This is a genomic window from Rhodococcus sp. ARC_M12 (assembly GCF_022810385.1).
Classification (GTDB): Bacteria; Actinomycetota; Actinomycetes; order Mycobacteriales; family Mycobacteriaceae; genus Rhodococcoides; species Rhodococcoides navarretei.
Genome location: NZ_JALGQI010000004.1, coordinates 40,218 through 60,967, shown reverse-complemented (window position 1 = coordinate 60,967; position 20,750 = coordinate 40,218). Strand labels below are relative to the sequence as shown.

Genomic DNA, 20,750 nt, shown 5'->3' with positions numbered 1-20,750 from the left:
CCGGTTGTAGGGCCAAGGTAGCAGCTAAGTGGAGGAATGTCCTCCGCTTATCGGGTGAAACGGACATCGAATGAATGTGAGAGCGGACACAGCGGCATCGAAGCCCCTCCGGGCGGATGCCGAACGCAATCGACGTCGCATCGTGGATGCGGCCCGTGAGCTGTTCGCTTCGCGCGGTATCGACATCACGCTCGACGACGTCGCCGCACACGCCAAGGTGGGCGTCGGCACCGTGTATCGCCGCTTCTCGTGCAAGGAAGAGCTCATCGACGGCGTCTTCGAGCAGCGCCTCGAGGGGATGCTCGCCAGTGCCGAACGCGCCATCGAAGCGGAGGATCCCTGGAGTGGCTTGGTGGGCTTTCTCTCGGACGTATGCGAGGAAATGGCCTCCGACCGTGGCCTCGGCGATGTCGTTCTCGGGTCGGACGAGGGCTGCCGCGGCATCGCGGAGATGCGCCGACGTATCGATCCGTTCTTTGCGAAGATCGTCGATCGCGCCCTCGAATCCGGTCAGCTGCGTCCCGATGTCGCCGTCACCGATTTCTATCCGGTAATGGGCATGATCGGCTCGACCGTCGAATTCTCCAGCCATGTCGATCCCGCGAACTGGCGTCGGTACTTCACGGTGCTGCTCGACGGACTTCGCGGTGATTCGGTGCCCAGGACGACGCTTCCGGGTCGTCCGTTCACCGACGACGAAGTGGACGTAGCAAAAGCAGCGATGCATCGCCGTCGGCGCTGATCGGGAGAATCCAAAACAGCCCTATGCCTTGTGTGATGCATCACGTAAGGTGTGTCACGATAAGTGCTACACGGGGTAGCGCTCACTTGATGACAAGTGATCGACGTTGGGGGTTTCCAGGGTGCGGTACAAGCGTGTGTTCGGTTCGGCTGTGGCAGTAGCCGCAGTGTTCATCGGGGTGGCGGCACCGGCGTCGGCTGCTCCATCCACGGGTTCGACCGTCGAATCCGACTTCTACATTCCCCCGAGCCCGCTGCCCGCCGGTTCTCCCGGTGATGTGCTCCGGGCGGAGCCGTCGCATCTCGCACTCTCGGTGCCCGGAATCGGCGGGCCTCTGCCCGGTGCGGCAACGCGAATCATGTACCGCAGCAACGATTCCAACGGCGAAGCGAATGCCGTCACCGGAACCTATATCGATCCTGCCGCGCCGTGGACAGGGCCCGGCCCGCGTCCGCTCGTTGTCCTCGCCCCGGGAACCCAGGGTCAGGGTGACCAGTGCGCGCCGTCGAAGATGCTGAACAACGTCATCACCTACACCCCGCCGCTCGGCTTCATGGTCGAGTACGAGGTGCTCGCGGCGTATTCGCTTCTGTCCCAGGGCTATGGCGTCGTGATCACCGACTACGAGGGCCTCGGTACCCCCGGTGCGCACACCTACGTCAACCGCGCATCGGAGGCACACGCTGTGCTAGACGCGGCCCGCGCAGCCCAGAAGCTGCAGGGCACCAAGATTTCCGCGGACGGCCCGGTCGCTGCGTACGGCTACTCGCAGGGTGGTGGCGCAGCCGCTGCTGCAGCGGAACTCGCCGATGAGTACGCACCCGAGATGAACCTCGTCGGCACCTACGCCGGCGCACCTCCGGCAGATCTGAAGGCAACCCTCGAGCAGGTCGACGGCACCATCCTCACCGGTGTGATCGGCTACACCCTCAACGGTCTGCTCAACTCCGACCCCGGTCTATTGCCGATCGTCGACGAGAACATCAACGACGCAGGCAAGGCCATGCTGAATCTGGTCGCGAATCAGTGTGTCGGAGAGACGATTCTGAACGTCGGGCTGCATCGCACCAATGAGTACACGAAGACCGGCGAGCCGCTGTCGGTAGTGCTGGACAGATTGCCCGTTGCCCAGGAGATTCTGGCCAAGAACAAGATCGGTGAGCGGACGCCGAACGCGCCGGTGCTGATTCAGTCCGGTACGTCCGACGACATCGTGCCCCACGGACAGGCAGTCGGTCTTGCCAGTGACTGGTGCGGCAAGGGTGCCACCGTGCAGCTGAGCGCCGCGCAGGTCCCGGCCATCGTCCCGGGTTCCGGTGCCGGACACCTGATTCCGGACATCCTCGGCCTCGGCGAGGCGCAGAACTGGATCAAGGACCGCTTCTACGGAGTCCCGGCACCGTCCAACTGCTGATCGATGGAGCTACGGCCCGCGCGACTCAGCGCGGGCCGTACATGATCACCGCGACGCCGATCAACGCGATCGAGGACCCGGCGATGTCCCAGCGATCGGGCCGGAAGCCGTCGGCCACCATCGCCCACAGCAGGGATCCTGCAACGAACACCCCGCCGTATGCCGCCAGGATGCGACCGAAATTGGCGTCGGGCTGCAGCGTCGCCACGAAGCCGTAGGCACCGAGGGCGATCACGCCCGCTCCCGCCCACAGCCACCCGCGATGCTCGCGAATGCCCTGCCACACCAGCCATGCCCCACCGATCTCGAACACGGCTGCCACCGCGAACAGCATGACCGACTTCACAATGTTCATGCGACAAAGGCTCCCACAGCGCCGACCAGGTGTAGAAGGATGCGATCGGGGGTACATGACCTCAGGCCCCGCGTCGAGGGCCGAGTCGGTAGGGGTGAGTAGTACATGCGGGACAGTTACACCGAGACGCTCGAGTCGATGGCGTCGAAGTTGTCCGAAATGTCGAGAATTGCCGAAGAGGCAATGGCCGACGCCACCCGAGCATTGCTGACGGCCGATATTGTCCTGGCCGAGCGGACCATCGAATACCGCGAAGAGATCGACATACTCGCGGTCGAATGGGAGCACGGAGCCTTCGGCTTCTTGGCCCTGCAGGCACCCGTAGCTCACGATCTACGACGCGTCGTCTCCGGTATCAACATCGTCGCCGATCTGCAGCGCATGGGCGGTCTGGCCGTGCACATCGCCGAACTTGCTCGTCGCCGCCATCCCGCACACGTACTGCCGCCCGAGGTCGAGGGCGTGTTCGAGCAGATGGGGCGAGTTGCCGTCGCGCAGGCCGAGGCGACGCAACGCGTCCTGGAAACCCGAGACGCCGAACTGGCCGACCAACTGCGAATCCAGGATCAGGAAATGGACGAACTGCACCGCAGCCTGTTCATGCTGACCTCCGCACCCGACTGGCCGCACGGCGTGCCGGCCGCAGTGGACATCACGCTGCTCGGACGCTTCTACGAGCGATACTCCGACCACACGGTCGAGGTCGCCAAACGAGTCATCTTCCTGGTGACCGGCGGTCGCCCCACCGACGAGTCATAGTCTGCGCGAACGGCCCGAAGATGGCAGGATCGGCACGATGAAACGTGACGTCTCTGCGTACCTCGATGTCGACGTGACCGAGGCCAGCACCCTCGAGTTCCAGATCGCAATCGCACCGCATCCAGGAACCGATGTATGGGAAGCACTCTCTTTCACGCTCGACGGTCAGCCGATCGAGGCGCAGGAGATCAGCGGTGCTCACGGCACTCGCATCCACAAGATCAACGCCGGCGTCGGGAAGCTGGAGGCGTCGTACTCGGCGACCATCTACGGCAACACCGAGCCGGCTCCGGTCTCCGATTACGATCTCTCGCTGTACCTGCGGCCCAGTCGATACTCCGAGGCGGACAAGTTCTTCGGTTTCGCGGCAACGGAATTCGGTTCCTACCCGCCGTCGGAGAAGCTGCTCGCCGAGGTTTCGTCCTGGGTCGGAGCGCGTCTGAGCTACGTACCGGGCAGCAGTGACCCCATCGACGGCGCGGTCGACACCCTCCTCGCCGGTGCCGGTGTGTGTCGCGATTACACCCACCTCGTGGTGGCCCTGCTTCGCGCGGTCAACGTCCCTGCTCGCCTGGTGGCGGTGTACGCACCGGGCTGCGATCCCATGGACTTCCACGCGGTCGCCGAAGCATTCGTCGAAGGCCAATGGCGTGTAGTGGACGCGACGTGCCTCGCACCTCGATCGACCCTGGTGCGCATCGCCACCGGACGCGACGCATCCGACACCGCCTTCCTCGACAACCACGGCGGATCGATCATCCTCAACAGCGCCGTCGTCGGAGCCGTCGTCGACGGCCCCTTGCCCTTCGACGACATCACCCAACTGGTGTCGATCACCTGACCTGCACGCTCCGCCCTGGCACCCACCATCGCAGGCGTGGCAGGATCGATCGCATGTCTCGCACACTGCACCTCGTCGGCGATCCTGAGGCCGATGCACTGCTCGCCGAGGATCCGTTCGCATTGCTGATCGGCATGCTGCTCGATCAGCAGGTACCGATGGAATCGGCGTTCGCAGGGCCGAAAAAGCTCGTCGATCGTCTCGGTGATCTGAAAGTGGATACCGTCGCCGATGCCGATCCGGACGAATTCGCAGCGTTGTGTGCGCAGACCCCGGCCGTGCATCGGTTCCCGGGCTCGATGGCCAAGCGCATCCAAGGTCTCGCGGCGTACCTGGTCGAGAAGTACGACGGTAAGCCGCAGGAAATCTGGACCCGCGACGATCCCGACGGCGCCGAAGTGCTGAAGCGGCTCAAGGCGCTTCCCGGCTACGGGGATCAGAAGGCACGCATCTTTCTCGCTCTGCTCGGCAAGCAGATGGACGTCACGCCGGACGGGTGGCGCAAGGCCGCGGGAGCGTACGGCGACGACGGTGCGCGTCGATCGATCGCCGACGTGGTGGACGAGAAGTCGCTGCTCGAGGTGCGCGAGTTCAAGAAGGCAGCGAAAGCCGCAGCCAAGAACAAATAAGTCTGTCGGTGCCGGTCGTTACAGTGACCAGAACTTTCACCGGGGGGCGAGATGACCGAAAGTATCGGTACTTACGAGGGCTGGCTGGCGTCTCTCGACGAGGACGCACTGACCGATCTGTTGCACCGTCGGCCGGACGTGGCCACCGACCCACCACCGCGTTCGTTCGGCTTGCTCGCGCAGCTGCTCGGTGCCCCGGCTCGGGTGCCGATGCTGCCGCGTCGACTCGACAGCGGCTCCCTCGCTCTGCTCGAATTGTTCGCGCTCATGGGCGATCTGAGCCGAGCCGAGATCGGGCACTGGGCGAGTGAGGGATCGGTCAACGAGACGCCGCACATCGACGCAGCTCTCGCGACCCTGACGGCCCACGGATTGATCTGGCCGCACTCCTTGCCCGGCGCCGGCACCGTCGAATATTCACCCATCGATCTGTCCGGGGTGTTCTCGCATCCCTTCGGACTTGCTCGCAGGCAGCGAAAGCTGTTCCTGCACTGCGCCGTCGAGCAGGACCGACTGACTGTGCTGTCGACCCTCGGTATCGATCCGGCGCTCGAGCGAGGGGCGCGCGCAGACGCCGTTGCAGCCGCGATGACGCCCGCACGCATCAGGGCGCTGTTCGACGGCGGGTCGGAGGAGATGCGAGCGATGTTGTGTCGCTTCGTCGATGGCAAGCCGGTGTCACTGATCTTCGACATTCCATCGAGCGCGGGGACGCCTGCCTTTGAGCGGGGATTGCTGTATCGACTGGACGGGCACCGCGTCGAGATGCCGTTGGAGGTGAGCATCGCACTGCGAGGGGACGGGTGGCGCTTGCCCATCGACCTCACCCCACCGACCTTCGACACCCGCGTGCCCTCGCCCGACGAGGTGCAGCGCAGTCGTTCCATCGCCCTGCTGCAATTCTGCGAACACACGCAGGCGCTACTGACTGCCATCGACACCGATGGACTGACGATGATGAAGACCGGTGGCATCAGCGCCAAGGTTCTTCGGTCGCTGACGAATCGTTTGGGCTTCGCCGACGAACACGACACCGCGTTGATGCTGATGCTGGCACGCGAAGCCGGGCTACTGGCCGAACGTGGCACGACCGGCGTCACGTTGACCTCGGCCTACGAGACGTGGTCGACGAGCACCCGAGCCGAACAGGCAGCCACCCTGGTGGCCGCGTGGTGGAGTTCGCCGTTCACACCGACCCACCGGGTGCCCCGTGCGTCCCAGAAGACCGTTCCTGCGCTCAAGAAGATGCTCGACGACCCCGCGGCAGCGGACCTGCGCGCGACGGCGCTGACAGCTCTGTTGCGGTACGAGGACGCCGACTCTCCGGCGACGGTTCTGCGTGATTCCGGGGAGTTCGCCCAGTACCTCGACTGGCACATCCCGGTCGTTTCGACGACTGCCGGGCCCGGGCACGTGCACGCGCTGTGGCTGGAGGCCGGCCGACTCGGGATAGTGGCCGACGGTGCGCCCACCGATCTGTGCCGCACTCTCACCGAATTCCCCGCGGGACGAGACGGTGATCCTGGCGAAATCCGTGCGGTTCTGACAGCCCAGCTGCAGGACATGGCCGAATGGGTTCCGTTCTCCGTTCGGCTGCTGCCCGATTCCACGGCGGTGGTCACCGGGCCACCCAGTACCGAGGTGGCGTCGATACTCGGCGCGGCCGCGCAACCCGAGTCGAGAGATGTCGCATCGGTCTGGCGGTTCACCCCGGCGACCATCCGCGGATTCTTCGACACGGGCGGCACCGGCGACCAGCTGATCGATGCCTTGACGGAGATGGCCGACACCGACGTTCCTCAGGCGCTGGGGTACACCATCCGGGACTGCTGGCGCAGCTACGGCGCACTGGCTGTACGCAGAATTCCTTGCGCGATCGTCTCCGAGGACGTCGTCCTACTGACGAGCATCGAGACCGACGAGTCCCTGGCTGTACTTCGGTTCGAGCGCCTCGCTCCCACCGTCCTGGTCAGTTCGGCCACGCCGATCGACACCATCGCCGTGCTCCGCAGGCACGGATACTCCCCGGTGCGGCACTCCGACACCGGGCAACTCCAACTCGACAGCACAACGCGGATCCGCGCCGAGGCCTCCCGATCGACACATCGCGCAGTCCACCCGGCGCAGCACCGACGCGAACCACGCGAGCTCGCGCGGCTGCTGCTGGCCGGCACCAGCGGCAGCGTCGACGAGGCTCGAGTGCGGTCTGCATTGGGTCCTCTCAGCCGGCTGCTGCCGCGGGAGCTGGATCTGTTGACCGACGCCGCGGCACGAGGCACACCCGTCTCGATCGACTATCAGAACTCCAAGGGAGCCATCGTGCGGCACGCGATCTCGGACGCGCTGCAGGACGGCCATTGGTTGTACGCGCTCTCGGAATCGACCGGGAGCCGCGAGAGCTTCGCGATCATGAACATCAGAGCGGTATCCGCCGGCCGACAATGACCGGCGATGCAACAGTGTCCGTGGTCGCCGGTACCCTTTCGGGCGTGGCCCTCTACCGGAAGTACCGTCCTGCGACGTTCGCCGAGGTCGTCGGTCAGGAGCACGTCACCGAGCCGATCAGCGTGGCGTTGGACAGCAACAGAATCAACCACGCCTACCTCTTCTCCGGGCCGCGTGGCTGCGGAAAGACCTCCTCCGCGCGCATCCTCGCCCGATCGCTGAACTGCGCCGAGGGTCCGACGTCGACACCCTGCGGTGTGTGCAACTCCTGCGTCGCCCTCGCCCCCGGTGGACCGGGCAACTTCGACGTCGTCGAGATGGACGCAGCCAGCCACGGTGGCGTCGACGATGCCCGCGATCTACGAGACAAGGCCGTGTACGCCCCGGCCGAATCGCGCTACGTCATCTTCATCATCGACGAGGCACACATGGTGACCCCGGCAGGCTTCAACGCGCTGCTCAAGGTCGTCGAGGAACCGCCCGAGCACCTCGTCTTCATTTTCGCGACCACCGAGCCCGAGAAGGTGCTCCCCACCATCCGCTCGCGTACCCACCACTATCCGTTCCGGCTGCTCGCGCCGTCGACGATGCGCGTGCTGCTGGAGAAGATCTGTGGACAGGAGCAGGTCCCGGTCGAGGATGCGGTCTACCCGCTGGTCATCCGCGCGGGCGGCGGTTCGCCCCGTGACTCGCTCAGCGTCATGGATCAGCTCCTGGCCGGAGCCGGGCCCGAGGGCGTCACCTACCCGAGGGCGCTGTCGCTCCTCGGCGTCACGGACGTCGCACTCATCGACGAAGCAGTCGACGCACTGGCCGCGGGCGACGGCGGCGCACTGTTCGGCACCGTCGACAAGGTGATGGACGCCGGCCACGACCCACGCCGCTTCGCCATCGACCTCCTCGATCGCATGCGAGACCTGATCCTGATGAAAGCCGTGCCCGACGCCGGAGAACGCGGTTTGGTCGACGTGCCGGGCGACGTACTCGAGCGACTGCGTGACGAGGCCGATCTGCTCGGCTCGGCCACGTTGACTCGCTATGCCGAGATCGTGCACTCGGGACTCGGCGAGATGCGCGGTGCCACGGCCCCGCGTCTGCTGCTCGAAGTGATGTGCGCCCGCATGCTGCTTCCCTCGGCCTCCGACGCGGAATCAGCGGTACTGCAACGACTCGAACGGGTGGAACGTCGGCTCGATGTCACTCTCCCGGCGGGCGAGCAGGCAGCCGTCGCCCAGGCAGCCGCGGATCCGACGCGACCGCAGCTGCAACCTTCCGACGAGCCCGCACCCTCGGGCCCGGCGCCGGTGAACAAGTTCCAGCGACCGTCGCAACGCCCACCGGCCGCGGAGCCGGCACCTGCCGCACCCACACCTGCCCCCGTTGCGCCTACACCCGCCCCCGTTGCGCCTACACCTGCGGCCTCGGCTCCAGCACCCGAGCCGGCTCCGACTCCCGAGCCTGCTCCCACACCGGAGCCTGCTTCCATACCGGAGCCTGCTGCCACTCCCGAACCCGTCGCAACACCCGAGCCAACGCCTCAGCCGGCCCCGGTGTCCGAGTCGAAGCCGGAACTCGAATCGACTCCAGAGCCCGCACCGGAACCGGAACCCGCTGCTGCGCAACAGGATTCGGCACCTGTCGCCTCGGTTTCCCACGAAGATTTTCCGCCGGAGCCCGAGGACGATTACGGCCCAGAGCCGGAGCCCGTGTTCGAGCCGCAGCCGGACCCCGTGGCGGCCCCAGCCGCCGCGTCGAGCGAGCCCGACGCCGCTGCGGTTCGAGCGGTGTGGTCCGAGGTGCGCACGAAGGTACGAGAGCGGAGCCGGACCGTCGAGGTGATGCTCTCCGGTGCGTCGGTGCGCGCCGTCGAGAACGGCACCATCACGCTCGGCCACGATTCGGCACCGTTGGCCAAGCGGCTGGAGGAACCCCGCAACGCCGACGTCATTCGTGACGCTCTGCGGGACGTCTTCGGCGTGGAATGGTCGGTGGTGTGTCTGGTCGGTGCCGCGGCACCACCGGAACAGTCATCAGCAAAAAAAGATGAACCGGCAGCGAAACCCGCGTCGCTGCCGAAGTTCTCGAGGCCGAGCCAGGCAGGGGCTCCCCGTCCCACCTCGGACGGCTTCGGATCAGCGGGGGACGGATCCTCGGCGGGCATCGGAGCCGACGACATTCCGATGCCCGAAGCGCCGGACTACCCCGACGAGCCCGAGCCGGTAGGCCCACCACCCCCGGAGACGCCGGAGGACGAGGAAGAGCTGCTCAAGGCTGCGGCCGAACCAGCGGATCCTACGGTTCGCCGGGACCCGGAAACCGTCGCGATGGAGCTGCTGGTCAGCGAACTGGGAGCGGTACCGCTCAAAGAGACCTGATTCAGCCGACGGTGAGGTCCTCGTTGTCGGCGAATACCAACCGGCCACTGTCGAGTGCCACGGCCCAGCGCCTGGCCACTGCCCATTCCCTCGACGTGGTGTCGGGAGTCTGCACGCCGAAGTCTTCGACGATCGCTCCGGTTTCGTAGGCGTCCTGAGCGGACTTGTCCTCGGCGTCGGGGGTGTGAATGCGTACTTTGACGCGAGCGCCCACGCTCAGTTCGTTGTCGGTTTCCATGGTCGGTCTTCTTCCAAGCTCGGTAGATCTGATCCTTGGGAGTGTCCCACGGACAGGTCGTTCAAACCTGAACCGGAGCGTCGGGTCATGCACCACGCTCGTTTCGGTCCTTACGCCGGATCTTCTCGCGGCCCTACTCTGGCATGAGCTGAGGTCTGCCATGGCCTCGCACCGATGCGGTCGGCCGCGACGGCGACCGCGAGAAGATCGAGTATCTGGAAGGAACTGCGCGCTGTGACTACAGAGGCATTCATTTATGAAGCCATCAGGACTCCCCGAGGCAAAGGAAAGAACGGCTCCCTGCACTCGGTGAAGCCGATTTCCCTGGTGACCGGCCTGATCGACGAGCTTCGTCGACGTTTTCCCGACATGGACGAGAACCGGATCTCCGACCTCATCCTCGGCGTGGTCTCACCCGTCGGAGATCAGGGTGCGGATATCGCGCGCACGGCAGTGCTCGCTGCAAAGATGCCCGACACCGTCGGCGGCTTCCAGCTGAACCGCTTCTGCGCGTCCGGCCTCGAGGCCGTCAACCTGGCCGCGCAGAAGGTGCGCTCGGGTTGGGATGAGTTGGTCATCGCCGGTGGCGTCGAGTCGATGTCGCGCGTGCCGATGGGCAGTGACGGCGGCGCGTGGGCCATGGACCCCGTCACCAACTACGACACCTACTTCGCCCCGCAGGGCATCGGTGCCGATCTCATCGCGACGATCGAGGGGTTCAGCCGCGAGGACGTCGACGCCTATGCCGTGCAGTCCCAGGAGCGCGCCGCAGCGGCGTGGTCCGGTGGCTACTTCGCCAAGTCCGTCGTTCCGGTCACCGATCAGAACGGTCTGCTCATCCTCGATCAGGACGAGCACATGCGTCCGGGCAGCACCGTGGAATCGCTCGGCAAGCTGAACCCGGCCTTCACCGGTATCGCGGCCATGGGCGGGTTCGACGACGTCGCGCTGCAGAAGTACCACTGGATCGAGAAGATCGATCACGTGCACACCGGCGGTAACAGCTCCGGCATCGTCGACGGCGCAGCACTCGTTCTCGTCGGCAGCGAGCAGGCCGGTAAGGACCTGAACCTGGTGCCGAGGGCGCGCATCGTCGCGACCGCCACCAGTGGTGCCGATACGACCATCATGCTGACCGGGCCCACCCCGGCGTCGAAGAAGGTTCTCGCGACCGCGGGCCTGACCGTCGACGACATCGATCTCTTCGAGCTCAACGAGGCGTTCGCCTCCGTGGTGCTGCGTTTCCAGAAGGATCTGAACATCCCGAACGAGAAGCTCAACGTCAACGGCGGTGCGATCGCCATGGGCCACCCGCTGGGAGCCACCGGAGCCATGATCACCGGCACCGTGCTCGACGAGCTCGAGCGCCGCGGCGGCCGATACGCGTTGATCACCCTGTGCATCGGCGGCGGCATGGGCGTCGCCACCATCATCGAGCGAGTCTGAGGTATTACGATGTCTGACAACATGATTCAGTGGGACCAGGACGCCGACGGCATTGTCGTCCTGACGATGGACGACCCCAACCAGGGCGCCAACACGATGAACCAGCTGTACAAGGACTCGATGGGTGCCACCGTCGATCGCCTCGAGGCCGAGGTCGACTCCATCACCGGCGTCGTGATCACCTCCGCCAAGAAGACGTTCTTCGCCGGTGGCGACCTGCACACCCTCATCTCCGCTCAGCCCGAGGACGCCCAGCGGGTGTTCGACGAGGTCCAGGAAGTCAAGGCTCAGCTGCGCCGCATCGAGAAGCTCGGTAAGCCGGTCGTGTCCGCCATCAACGGTGCGGCACTCGGCGGCGGACTCGAAATCGCGCTCGCGACGCATCACCGCATCGCGGCCAACGTGTCCGGCGTGCAGATCGGTCTGCCCGAGGTTTCGCTCGGACTGCTCCCCGGCGGCGGCGGTGTCACGCGTGTGACGCGACTGCTCGGCATCCAGACCGCCTTCATGTCCGTCCTCGCGCAGGGCACCCGGTTCCGTCCGGAGAAGGCTCTCGAGATCGGCTTGATTCACGAATTGGTCGGCAGCATCGAGGAATTGGTGCCCAGCGCCAAGGCTTGGATCAAGGCCAACCCCGAGGGTGGCGTCGCACCGTGGGACGTCAAGGGCTACAAGATCCCCGGCGGCACGCCGTCGAATCCGAAGCTCGCCCAGATCCTGCCTGCCTTCCCGTCCAACCTGCGCAAGCAGATCAAGGGCGCTCCGATGCCGGCTCCGCGCGCAATTCTCGCGGCGGCCGTCGAAGGTGCGCAGGTCGATTTCGACAATGCATCCACCATCGAGTCGCGGTACTTCACCGAGTTGGTCACCGGCCTGGTGTCCAAGAACATGATTCAGGCGTTCTTCTTCGATCTGCAGGCGATCAACGCCGGCAAGTCTCGCCCCGACGGCATCGAGAAGACCACCTTCACCAAGGTCGCGGTTCTCGGCGCAGGCATGATGGGCGCGGGCATCGCCTACGTGTGCGCCAAGGCCGGAATCGACTTGGTGCTCAAGGACGTTGCCCTCGAGTCGGCACAGAAGGGCAAGGCGTACTCCGAGGCCATCGAGGCCAAGGCTCTCTCGCGTGGCAAGACCACCCAGGAGAAGTCGGACGCTCTGCTCGCGCGTATCCACCCGACCGCCGACGCCAAGGACGTCGAAGGCGCAGACCTCGTCATCGAGGCCGTCTTCGAGTCGGAAGAGTTGAAGCAGAAGGTGTTCCAGGAGATCGAGGACCTCGTCGATCCGACGGCGCTGCTCGGTTCCAACACCTCGACGTTGCCCATCACGAGCTTGGCTCAGGGCATCAAGCGTCAGGAAGACTTCATCGGAATCCACTTCTTCTCACCCGTGGACAAGATGCCGCTGGTGGAGATCATTCGCGGCGAGAAGACCTCGGACGCGGCCTTGGCCAAGGCATTCGACTTGGTGCAGCTCATCAAGAAGACTCCGATCGTCGTCAACGACAGTCGCGGCTTCTTCACCTCTCGCGTGATCGGCACGTTCATCAACGAGGCCATCGCGATGTTGGGCGAGGGCGTCGAGCCGTCGACCATCGAGCAGGCCGGTCTGCAGGCCGGCTACCCGGCTGCGCCGCTGCAGCTCTCGGACGAGCTCACGCTCAACCTGATGCAGAAGATCCGCAAGGAAACCTACGACGCCATCAAGGCTGCGGGTGGAACTCCGCCCGAGGACCCGGCCGGCGAGGTCATCGACAAGATGGTCGACGAGTTCGAGCGTCCGTCGAAGGCCAAGGGCGCGGGCTTCTACGAGTACGAGGACGGCAAGCGCGCCGGTCTGTGGCCCGGACTGCGTGATGCCTTCAAGTCGGGTTCGGCGGACATCCCGTTCGAGGACCTCAAGGAGCGCATGCTGTTCATCGAGGCCATCGAGACGCAGAAGTGCTTCGACGAGGGTGTTCTGAACACCACCGCCGACGCCAACATCGGCTCGATCTTCGGCATCGGCTTCCCCGCGTGGACCGGAGGCGTGCACCAGTACGTCGTCGGCTACCCGGGTGGTCAGGCCGGATTCGTCACTCGTGCAGACGAGTTGGCGAAGAAGTACGGCGAGCGCTTCCAGGTTCCCGCCTCGCTGCGCTGACCCCATGTGAACGGAACTTCGTAGCCCACTACGAAGTTTCGCTCACATGCGCGTAGCGCTCAACCGCGATGCGCGATCAACCTCTCGGCGCCGTCTGTGAATTGTTGCTTCATCAATTCGCAGGCGGCGTCGATGTCGTTTCGAACGAGAGCATCGATGAGTTCCTCGTGGTTGCGGACTGCTGCCCGACCCCACTCACGGTCGGTGGCGTACAGGCGGGTGGGTGTGTAGCGGGTGGCGTTGTTGAGGAACCACGCCAGCTTCGCCGATTCGGCCAGTCGATTCAGCACGCGGTGGAACTCGAATTCACAGTTCTCCACGTCCTCCGGCTTGCCGTTCTCGACGGCGATCGACAGCGCTGCGGTGAGCTCGGCCAGCCGGTCGAGCTCGGCCTCGGTGATCTTCGGCGCAGCACGGCGCACCAGCTCGACGGCAATCCGCCCTTGGAGCCAGAAGATGTCGACGATGTCCTCCGGTGTCAGCGGGGACACCCTGTATCCGCGATGCGGGACGAGTTCGACGATGCCCTCGCCCCGCAGCGTCAGCAGCGCCTCACGGACCGGAGTGACACTGACACCGAGTTCCGCGGCCGTCTCGTCGAGGCGAATGAAGTCGCCCGGGCTCACTTCCCCGGACATGATGCGGTGCCTGACGTGGCTGGCGACTTCCTCGGACAACTGGGGCCGTCGCCGCAGAGCCGTCCGCTTCTCAACCATTCCGAAAGCCAATCACACGGCGGGCTTCGTGCGTAGGAGTACCTGCGCGACCGGTTCGACGACTCGGGCCGCGATGGGCCCCAGGATGGCCATCAGCAGCACGTACGCAGTCGCCAGAGCGGCCAGCTCGCCTTCCACCGCGCCTGCGGCGACAGCCAGCCCGGCGATGACGATCGAGAACTCACCGCGTGCCACCAACGCCGCACCGGTGCGCAACCGGCCCGGTCGTCCGATTCCCTGACGGCCCGCCGCCCACCAGCCCGTCGCGATCTTCGTGGCCGTGGTGGTGACCGCGAGCACGACGGCCCAGCCCAGCACCGGTGGGATGGTCGCGGGGTCGGTGGCGAGACCGAACACCACGAAGAACATCGCGGCGAAGAGATCGCGGAGGGGTTCGAGCACGCGAGTGGCGTTGTCGGCCGTCGACCCGGAGATCGCGATGCCGAGCAGGAACGCGCCGACGGCAGCGGAAACCTGCAGCTCCGACGCGATGCCGGCCACCAGCAGGGCGGATCCGAGGACCTTGAGCAGGACGACCTCGCGGTCGGGACTGTCGAGTACGGCGGAGACGAATCTGCCGTATCGCAGCGCGACGACGAGCACGAAGGTGACGACGAACAGTGAGATTCCGAGGGCTTCGAGTCCGCCGAGGAAGCTCACCCCGCTCAGGACTGCGGTCAGAATGGGCAGGTAGATGGCCATTGCCAGGTCCTCGAACACCAGGATGGACAGCACGACGGGCGTTTCGCGGTTGCCGAGTCGGCCCAGATCGGTGAGGACCTTGGCGATGATGCCCGACGACGAGATGTACGTGACACCGCCCATCACGAGTGCGCCCACTCCGCCCCAGCCGAGCAGTAGGGCGACCAGGGCACCTGGTGCGAAGTTGAGCACGATGTCGACCAGCCCGGCCATCCACGATCGGCGCAGGCCGGTGACGAGTTCGGTGGCGGTGTATTCGAGTCCGAGTAGGAGCAGCAGCAGAACGACGCCGATTTCGCTCGCAAGTTCACTGAATTCGTCGATACCGCCGAGAGTGACGATTCCGCCGTTGCCGAAAGCCAGGCCGCCGAGCAGATAGAACGGAATGGGGGAGACGCCGATCTTGCCGGCGAGTCGCGCGAGCAGGCCGAGTACGAAGAACACCGCTCCCAGTTCGGTGAGGGCGAGTGCACTCTCGGCCACGGCTCAGCCCCGACTGATCTCAGGCATCGGTGAGCAACTTGGCTGCTGCGTCCAGACCGTCAGCCGTTCCGACGGCGACCAGTAGGTCGCCGGAGACGAGGGTGAAGTCCGGGGTGGGGGAGGGTTGAACCTGGCCTGCGCGCATCACTGCGACGATCGAGACGCCGGTCTTGGTGCGCATCCCGGTATCGCCGAGGGGGCGGCCGTCGTACCGCGAGCCCTCCCTGACGGGGAGCTGGCGAGTGTTGATTCCGGGGAGGTCGCGATGCTCTTCCCCGAGCTGGGCGATGAGTTGCGGCGACCCGAGCAGATTGCCCAGGGCCGCCGCTTCCTCATTGCTCAACGTGATGGACGCCTGCGTCGCATCGGGGTCGTCCTTGCGCGAGACGATCAACTCGTTCGCGCCGTCCTTGCGGGTGATGACGCCTATGCGGCGCCCGGAAGCGAGGGCGAAATCCTTACGCACCCCGATTCCCGGCAGCAGGGTCACTTCGACGTTCATGGCCGAAATGCTAGCCCTGCACGTAGTGCGCTACCTGCAGAATCAGGATGCGACGGCAGCCAGGAGGGCTTCGCGCTGGTTTGCGCCGAGGCCACCGATGCGGCGGGTATCGGCGATGGACAGCTGCTCGAGCAGCTGTGCGGCGCGCACGGAACCAACACCCGGAAGGGCCTTGATCAGGGCGGACACCTTGGTCTTCTTGACGATCTCGTCGTTCTCCGCCTTGGCGAGAACGTCCGCGACGCTGAGTTCGCCGGACTTGACGGACGCGAGCAGCTTCGACCGCGCAGTGCGTGCCTCGGCCGCCTTGGCCAGCGCCGCGGTGCGCTGTTCCGGTGTCAATACTGGTAAAGCCATGGCCTGTTCTCCTCGATTGTGGTGACCCGTCGCTCGTTGACAGGTCTCGACCCTCTTGCATCGTGCCTGGTGGCTCTCCCAATCTAACCGAACAACACGAGTGTCATTCCGGTCGAGCCACCGAACCTTCTCCGCCAGGCTACGTCCTATCCGATTCGGGGTGTGCCCCGACCAGCACTTCGGCCCCCTGTCGGTCCTCGAAGGCCGTCGTGTATCGGGCATGTCCGACGCCTCCCCGAGCGGCTGTCGGGCAGGTATGGGCGACTGCAGTGCGTCCCCGGATCGACGGCCGCGCAGTACCCGAACGGGCGGTTGGATTGTTACTCTGGCTACATGCTGCGCACCGGACAACTGCTGGCCGCACTGGTGACGTCGATTCTTCTCGTCGGCGCGGGGACCGCGACCGCTGCTCCGATCGACGTTCCGTGGTCGCCGGACGACGCGCTCGACTCCGAAGTGAGCTTCGAGTCCGGTGGCATCACCTTCCACGGCAGCCTTCGCGCGCCGGTAGGCGATACCCGCGGCGTCGCTCTGGTGCTGCCGGGCAGCGGGCCGACCGATCGCAACGGCAACTCGGGTGATCTGCAGCTGAACACGACCGCGTACGTTGCGGACGAGCTGTCCAGGCGCGGGATTGCGAGCCTGCGATTCGACAAGCTCGGTGGCGGCCGGACCGGACTGGCCGGTGTGGATCCCAACAACCCTCCCGGCTTCGACGCGCAGGTCGACAATGCTGCGGACGCACTGGCATTCCTGCAACAGCGGACCGGTGTCGGGGCGGATCGCACGACGGTGATCGGGCACAGCGAGGGCGCGCTGACGGCACTGCGCCTGGCCGATGCCGACAGTGCGGCGATCGCGAATGTCGGTTTGCTCGAGCCGTTGTCGATCCGCTACCTCGACCTGCTTACCGCGCAGGTCGATCGCAACATCGACGAGGCCGTGGCGGCGGGCCAGTTCACCGAGGACCAGGCCGCGTCGTCCCGGAATCGTTTCGCCCAGGCCGTCGCCGATATCCGTGCGGGACGACCGTTGTCCGCCGAGCCCGACCCCATCGTCGACGGTCTCGGACTGCAGCAGAACGCCGTGTTCCTGCGTGAAGCGGATGTCACGGACCCGGCGAATCTGGCTGCCGCACTTCCGGACTCGTACTCCACGTTCCTGACCTGCTCGGACAAGGACCTCAACGTCTCCTGCGGCCAGGTCGACAACGTCCGAGTGGCCCTGGCGCACACCGACCTCGACTTCGCACACTTCGCCAACAGCTCGCACACGTTGGGCGAGCTCGGCCCGCTACCCGCGGATCCGAACACCGCTCTGGCACCGCTGCCGCTCTCGTGGGAGTTTCGCGATGCGTTCGGCCGGTGGGTGGACGGACTGTGACCCGGCGAGTTCGCAGTTACGTCGCCGCCACCGGACAACTGCGATGGGTGCCCAGATCTCGCGGGCTGTACCCGACGGGATACCCGGGGTAGGTCCTGTTCGACGGGTCGGCGGTGGCCCGCGATCGCGTTCGCTTGGGTAGGAATCGCTCCACCCGCGCTCGGGCACGCAGAGCGCGTACGGCCACCCGCTCGACCGTCTGCGAGCCTGCGGGGAAGCCGAAGGCACCGGCCATCCGGTCGTCCAACAGTGCGAACACTCCCTGCTGCACGGCTGGGGTCAGCGCAGCGGGGTACCAGGAGCAGTACAGGTCGAGGGTGTACGTGCCGATCCGGCGATTGTCCTCGCTGAAGCGGAACGTCCGCTCTTCGTAGTCGAGCTTGAATTGCGCGAACTCGGTGTACGACTCGGGAATGTGCTTGATACCCATTCGCTTTCCCACTTCGGAGTAGAAGTGGAAGGTGGCGAGTCGTTCCTTGGGGTGCAGCCGGCGCCAACCGTAGGTATCGATCCACTCGATGGGTTCGTAGATGAACGTCGTCAGTACGTAGAGCATGTCGTCGTTGGAGATGTCGTACTGCGCGTGCATCCGGTTGACCGTGCGCAGCGACTCCCGACCCCGCTCGGAGTCGTAGCCGTGCTCGAGCATCTCGGCCATCAGTAGCGCGGTGTCGTCGTAGCGCTTCTGGGGCCGCTTCTCGAACTCGCCGGTTCGCGCGAGCAATTCCGAGATACTCGGCACGCAGTACGTGCGGAACAACGCGAATTCGAGGGCGCGCTGGTAGTCCCAGGGGAACTCGTACCCGGCCGTGATGCGGTGGATCGTGTGGCAATCTCGGACCGGATCGAGTTCCTCGATGCGCCGTAGCCAACCGAAGCGCCCCTTCTTCGGCGAGACGTCCATTGCTCAGCCCCGTCCGTGACGAAGCCTCAGCGCCAGTACGGAGAGTTTCATGTTGCGCGCCTTGCGCTTCATCGTCAGCAGGTTCACCGGAGCGGCGAAACTCTGCACCGTCAACGACTTGACGGTACTGAACTCGCGCAAGCCGTCGGCCCCGTGGATGCGGCCGAAGCCCGAATCGCCGGTGCCACCGAACGGCAGCGCCGGAACACCGGCGAAGCCGAGAACCGAATTGACCGTCACCACACCGCAATCGAGCTTCTCGGCGGCGCGCCTACCCACTGCGCTGTCCTGGGTGAACACCGACGCTCCCAGTCCGTACTTCGACGCGTTGGCTCGCTCGATGGCCTCGTCCAGATCTCGCACCTTGTTGACCACGACGGTCGGGCCGAAGGTCTCCTCGGTGATGGCCGTGGAATCCTCGGGCACGTCGGTCAGGATCACCGGGTCGATGTACGGCCCGTGCAGCGAATCGAGGCCGCCGACAACGGCTTTGCCGCCCTTGGCCAGGGCGTCCTCGATCTGGCCTCGGACGATCTCGCTCTGCTTGCCCAGGGTCATCGGACCGTAGGACGAGGTCTTCGTTCCGCCGGGCTTCAGCGCCCGGACGGCGGTGGTGAAGTCGGCGACGAAGCGGTCGTACACCGGAGCGGCGACGTAGATGCGTTCGACGCCCGCGCAGGTCTGGCCCGCGTTGCCCATCGCGCCGAACGTCGCGAATTCCACTGCGGCAGCGATGTTCGCATCTGCGTCGACGAGCATCGCGTCCTTGCCGCCGCACTCGGCGACGAGTGGGGTCAGCGACTTCGCGCAGGTGGCCATGACTTTCTTGGCCGTGGCCGTGGACCCGGTGAACGCGATCTTGTCGACGCCGGATTCGACGAGGGCGGTGCCGGTGGATCCGTCGCCGGTGATCGTCTGGAACACCGGGTGCGGAGCGGCCAGTGACTGCCACTTCTCGGCCAACCAGGTGCCGACGCCCGGCGTCAGTTCGCTCGGCTTGAACACCACGGTGTTGCCGGCTGCGAGGGCGTACGCGATGGAACCCATCGGGGTGTAGAGCGGGTAGTTCCAGGGGCCGATGACTCCGACGACGCCGAACGGGCGGTAGCCGACGTAGGCCTTCTGGTTCACGGCGAGCAGGCCGGATCCGACCTTGCGTTGCTTCAACGTCTTCTCGGCGTTGCGCGCCGCCCAATCGATGTGTTCGACGCCGAGCATGACCTCGAGCAGGGAGTCCTCGTCGGGTTTGCCGGTTTCCGCAGCGATGACCGCGGCGAGGCTCGGGGCGTCGCGGGCGATCGCGGACTTGAACTCCAGCAGCCACCGCATGCGGCCCTCGAAGCCCTGCGCGTCCCACCATCGCGCGGCCGATCGGGCGCGAGCGACGGCGATGCCGACCTCTTCGGTGCCCGCGATCGGATACGTGGCGAGTGCGACACCTGTTCTGGGGTCGAGGCTTTCGAAGGTGCTCTCGTTCGTTCGTTCGATCTGGTCCGTCACGGGCTCTATCCTCCAGCAGATCGCATCACATATATTTGATGTGATTCACATGTTGTCCAGGACACACTATGCGTCACTTCGGGTTGCTACAACCCCCGCCGTCCGACCGTGCAGGAGCAAGTGCAGGAGTGATTCCATGAGCACCGATCTCACTCGCGCCGCATCGCCCGAGCGACCGATTCCGCGTCGGCCGCAGCTGTCCGAGGATGTCGCTGGGAGTATTCGCCAGCGGATCGTCACCGGAGTGCTGCAGCCCGGCTCGTTCGTACGCATCGACGAGGCAGCGGCCGAGCTCGGGGTCAGCGCGACTCCTGTTCGGGAGGCACTCGTCGCGTTGCGAGGTGAGGGGCTGGTCGAGCAGGTGCCCCATCGTGGCTACCGCGTGAACGAGTTGTCGCCGCAGGACGTGGACGACATCTTCTGGCTGCAGGGCACCATCGCCGGCGCGCTCGCCGGCCGAGCAGCCGGCAACATCACAACCGAGCATCTCGGCCGGTTGACTGCGCTCACCGACGGTCTGCGCGCCGCCGTGGCTCGCTCCGATACCGAATCGGTGGAGTACTACGAGTTCGAGTTCCACCGATCCGTCAACAAGATCGCAGGCGGAAGCACACTGGCGTGGTTTCTGCTCGGCGCAGTCAGATACACCCCGCGGGTGTACGCGACCGACAGGCAGTGGGGTGACAACGCCGTGCGCAGTCACGAAGAACTGATCGAGGCCTTCGAGCGAGGCGACGCCGAGGCCGCCGACGACGTGATGCGCCGACAGTTCCGGCAGTGGGACATCGTGTAGGACGACCCACTGCCGGTCGTG

The 20,750-nt window shown here is 65.6% G+C and carries 19 protein-coding genes; 11 read left to right on the top strand and 8 right to left on the bottom strand.

Features of this window, described 5'->3' with window-relative positions:
* The first annotated feature begins 70 nt into the window (after positions 1 to 70).
* Both MTX35_RS06900 and MTX35_RS06895 read left to right on the top strand, forming a co-directional pair.
* On the top strand, positions 71 to 742 hold the full coding sequence (locus tag MTX35_RS06900; RefSeq protein WP_243594262.1) for a TetR/AcrR family transcriptional regulator: 672 nt from the start codon (positions 71 to 73) through the stop codon (positions 740 to 742).
* 136 nt (positions 743 to 878) lie between these two features.
* On the top strand, positions 879 to 2,156 hold the full coding sequence (locus tag MTX35_RS06895) for a lipase family protein (RefSeq protein ID WP_374230254.1): 1,278 nt from the start codon (positions 879 to 881) through the stop codon (positions 2,154 to 2,156).
* 25 nt (positions 2,157 to 2,181) lie between these two features.
* Here MTX35_RS06895 and MTX35_RS06890 read toward each other — a convergent pair whose 3' ends face one another.
* The gene (locus tag MTX35_RS06890; protein WP_094612013.1) at positions 2,182 to 2,511 is read right to left on the bottom strand and encodes a YnfA family protein; all 330 of its coding nucleotides are present in this window, start codon (positions 2,509 to 2,511) and stop codon (positions 2,182 to 2,184) included.
* A gap of 105 nt (positions 2,512 to 2,616) precedes the next feature.
* Between MTX35_RS06890 and phoU the strand changes: the two genes are divergently transcribed.
* Genes phoU through MTX35_RS06865 form a run of 5 tightly spaced genes read left to right on the top strand, consistent with a single transcriptional unit; the run spans position 2,617 to position 9,560 of the window.
* A complete protein-coding gene (phoU, locus tag MTX35_RS06885) occupies positions 2,617 to 3,270 on the top strand; it encodes a phosphate signaling complex protein PhoU (RefSeq protein WP_243594260.1) in 654 nt (217 codons plus the stop codon).
* A 37-nt stretch (positions 3,271 to 3,307) separates the two neighbouring features.
* Entirely contained in the window at positions 3,308 to 4,111 is an 804-nt protein-coding gene (locus MTX35_RS06880; RefSeq protein WP_243594259.1) for a transglutaminase family protein, read from the top strand.
* Positions 4,112 to 4,164: 53 nt separating this feature from the next.
* Complete coding sequence (locus MTX35_RS06875) at positions 4,165 to 4,740, top strand: HhH-GPD-type base excision DNA repair protein (RefSeq protein WP_243594258.1); 576 nt, start codon at positions 4,165 to 4,167, stop codon at positions 4,738 to 4,740.
* A gap of 51 nt (positions 4,741 to 4,791) precedes the next feature.
* A complete protein-coding gene (locus tag MTX35_RS06870; protein ID WP_243594257.1) occupies positions 4,792 to 7,185 on the top strand; it encodes a helicase-associated domain-containing protein in 2,394 nt (797 codons plus the stop codon).
* A 44-nt stretch (positions 7,186 to 7,229) separates the two neighbouring features.
* Complete coding sequence (locus MTX35_RS06865; RefSeq protein ID WP_243594256.1) at positions 7,230 to 9,560, top strand: DNA polymerase III subunit gamma and tau; 2,331 nt, start codon at positions 7,230 to 7,232, stop codon at positions 9,558 to 9,560.
* Between the two features lies 1 nt (position 9,561).
* Here MTX35_RS06865 and MTX35_RS06860 read toward each other — a convergent pair whose 3' ends face one another.
* Positions 9,562 to 9,798: a hypothetical protein gene (locus MTX35_RS06860; protein WP_243594255.1), complete on the bottom strand. Its 237-nt coding sequence runs from the start codon at positions 9,796 to 9,798 to the stop codon at positions 9,562 to 9,564.
* 234 nt (positions 9,799 to 10,032) lie between these two features.
* Between MTX35_RS06860 and MTX35_RS06855 the strand changes: the two genes are divergently transcribed.
* Together MTX35_RS06855 and MTX35_RS06850 are read left to right on the top strand one after the other, a co-directional pair.
* Positions 10,033 to 11,244, top strand: coding sequence for an acetyl-CoA C-acetyltransferase (locus tag MTX35_RS06855; protein ID WP_243594254.1), 1,212 nt, complete (start codon positions 10,033 to 10,035; stop codon positions 11,242 to 11,244).
* A gap of 9 nt (positions 11,245 to 11,253) precedes the next feature.
* Positions 11,254 to 13,389 (top strand): 3-hydroxyacyl-CoA dehydrogenase NAD-binding domain-containing protein, encoded by a 2,136-nt coding sequence (locus tag MTX35_RS06850; RefSeq protein WP_243594253.1) that lies wholly within the window; start codon positions 11,254 to 11,256, stop codon positions 13,387 to 13,389.
* A gap of 59 nt (positions 13,390 to 13,448) precedes the next feature.
* Here MTX35_RS06850 and MTX35_RS06845 read toward each other — a convergent pair whose 3' ends face one another.
* Genes MTX35_RS06845 through mihF form a run of 4 tightly spaced genes read right to left on the bottom strand, consistent with a single transcriptional unit; the run spans position 13,449 to position 16,149 of the window.
* Positions 13,449 to 14,105, bottom strand: a complete 657-nt coding sequence (locus tag MTX35_RS06845) for a GntR family transcriptional regulator (protein ID WP_243594252.1) — start codon at positions 14,103 to 14,105, stop codon at positions 13,449 to 13,451.
* A 12-nt stretch (positions 14,106 to 14,117) separates the two neighbouring features.
* Positions 14,118 to 15,290 carry a cation:proton antiporter gene (locus MTX35_RS06840; protein WP_243594251.1) on the bottom strand — a complete coding sequence of 391 codons (1,173 nt, stop codon included), beginning with the start codon at positions 15,288 to 15,290 and terminating at the stop codon, positions 14,118 to 14,120.
* 19 nt (positions 15,291 to 15,309) lie between these two features.
* Entirely contained in the window at positions 15,310 to 15,792 is a 483-nt protein-coding gene (locus tag MTX35_RS06835; protein WP_243594250.1) for a cation:proton antiporter regulatory subunit, read from the bottom strand.
* Between the two features lie 42 nt (positions 15,793 to 15,834).
* Positions 15,835 to 16,149, bottom strand: coding sequence for an integration host factor, actinobacterial type (gene mihF, locus MTX35_RS06830; RefSeq protein WP_008712632.1), 315 nt, complete (start codon positions 16,147 to 16,149; stop codon positions 15,835 to 15,837).
* Between the two features lie 333 nt (positions 16,150 to 16,482).
* On the opposite strand from mihF, the gene MTX35_RS06825 reads away from it, so the two are divergent.
* Positions 16,483 to 17,532, top strand: coding sequence for an alpha/beta hydrolase (locus MTX35_RS06825; protein WP_243594249.1), 1,050 nt, complete (start codon positions 16,483 to 16,485; stop codon positions 17,530 to 17,532).
* A 16-nt stretch (positions 17,533 to 17,548) separates the two neighbouring features.
* On the opposite strand, the gene MTX35_RS06820 is transcribed toward MTX35_RS06825, so the two are convergent.
* Together MTX35_RS06820 and MTX35_RS06815 are read right to left on the bottom strand one after the other, a co-directional pair.
* Complete coding sequence (locus tag MTX35_RS06820; RefSeq protein ID WP_243594248.1) at positions 17,549 to 18,436, bottom strand: oxygenase MpaB family protein; 888 nt, start codon at positions 18,434 to 18,436, stop codon at positions 17,549 to 17,551.
* Between the two features lie 3 nt (positions 18,437 to 18,439).
* The gene (locus MTX35_RS06815) at positions 18,440 to 19,936 is read right to left on the bottom strand and encodes an aldehyde dehydrogenase family protein (protein WP_243594247.1); all 1,497 of its coding nucleotides are present in this window, start codon (positions 19,934 to 19,936) and stop codon (positions 18,440 to 18,442) included.
* A 136-nt stretch (positions 19,937 to 20,072) separates the two neighbouring features.
* Between MTX35_RS06815 and MTX35_RS06810 the strand changes: the two genes are divergently transcribed.
* On the top strand, positions 20,073 to 20,729 hold the full coding sequence (locus MTX35_RS06810) for a GntR family transcriptional regulator (RefSeq protein ID WP_243594246.1): 657 nt from the start codon (positions 20,073 to 20,075) through the stop codon (positions 20,727 to 20,729).
* Positions 20,730 to 20,750 lie beyond the last annotated feature (21 nt).

Bases quoted from the DNA above. Each gene is read 5' to 3' on its own strand.
- phoU (WP_243594260.1), top strand. From the start codon at position 2,617: ATGCGGGACAGTTACACCGAGACGCTCGAGTCGATGGCGTCGAAGTTG.
- MTX35_RS06825 (WP_243594249.1), top strand. From the start codon at position 16,483: ATGCTGCGCACCGGACAACTGCTGGCCGCACTGGTGACGTCGATTCTT.
- MTX35_RS06880 (WP_243594259.1), top strand. From the start codon at position 3,308: ATGAAACGTGACGTCTCTGCGTACCTCGATGTCGACGTGACCGAGGCC.
- MTX35_RS06850 (WP_243594253.1), top strand. From the start codon at position 11,254: ATGTCTGACAACATGATTCAGTGGGACCAGGACGCCGACGGCATTGTC.
- MTX35_RS06890 (WP_094612013.1), bottom strand. From the start codon at position 2,511: ATGAACATTGTGAAGTCGGTCATGCTGTTCGCGGTGGCAGCCGTGTTC.
- MTX35_RS06835 (WP_243594250.1), bottom strand. From the start codon at position 15,792: ATGAACGTCGAAGTGACCCTGCTGCCGGGAATCGGGGTGCGTAAGGAT.
- MTX35_RS06875 (WP_243594258.1), top strand. From the start codon at position 4,165: ATGTCTCGCACACTGCACCTCGTCGGCGATCCTGAGGCCGATGCACTG.
- MTX35_RS06810 (WP_243594246.1), top strand. From the start codon at position 20,073: ATGAGCACCGATCTCACTCGCGCCGCATCGCCCGAGCGACCGATTCCG.
- MTX35_RS06900 (WP_243594262.1), top strand. From the start codon at position 71: ATGAATGTGAGAGCGGACACAGCGGCATCGAAGCCCCTCCGGGCGGAT.
- MTX35_RS06820 (WP_243594248.1), bottom strand. From the start codon at position 18,436: ATGGACGTCTCGCCGAAGAAGGGGCGCTTCGGTTGGCTACGGCGCATC.
- MTX35_RS06870 (WP_243594257.1), top strand. From the start codon at position 4,792: ATGACCGAAAGTATCGGTACTTACGAGGGCTGGCTGGCGTCTCTCGAC.
- MTX35_RS06845 (WP_243594252.1), bottom strand. From the start codon at position 14,105: ATGGTTGAGAAGCGGACGGCTCTGCGGCGACGGCCCCAGTTGTCCGAG.
- MTX35_RS06860 (WP_243594255.1), bottom strand. From the start codon at position 9,798: ATGGAAACCGACAACGAACTGAGCGTGGGCGCTCGCGTCAAAGTACGC.
- mihF (WP_008712632.1), bottom strand. From the start codon at position 16,149: ATGGCTTTACCAGTATTGACACCGGAACAGCGCACCGCGGCGCTGGCC.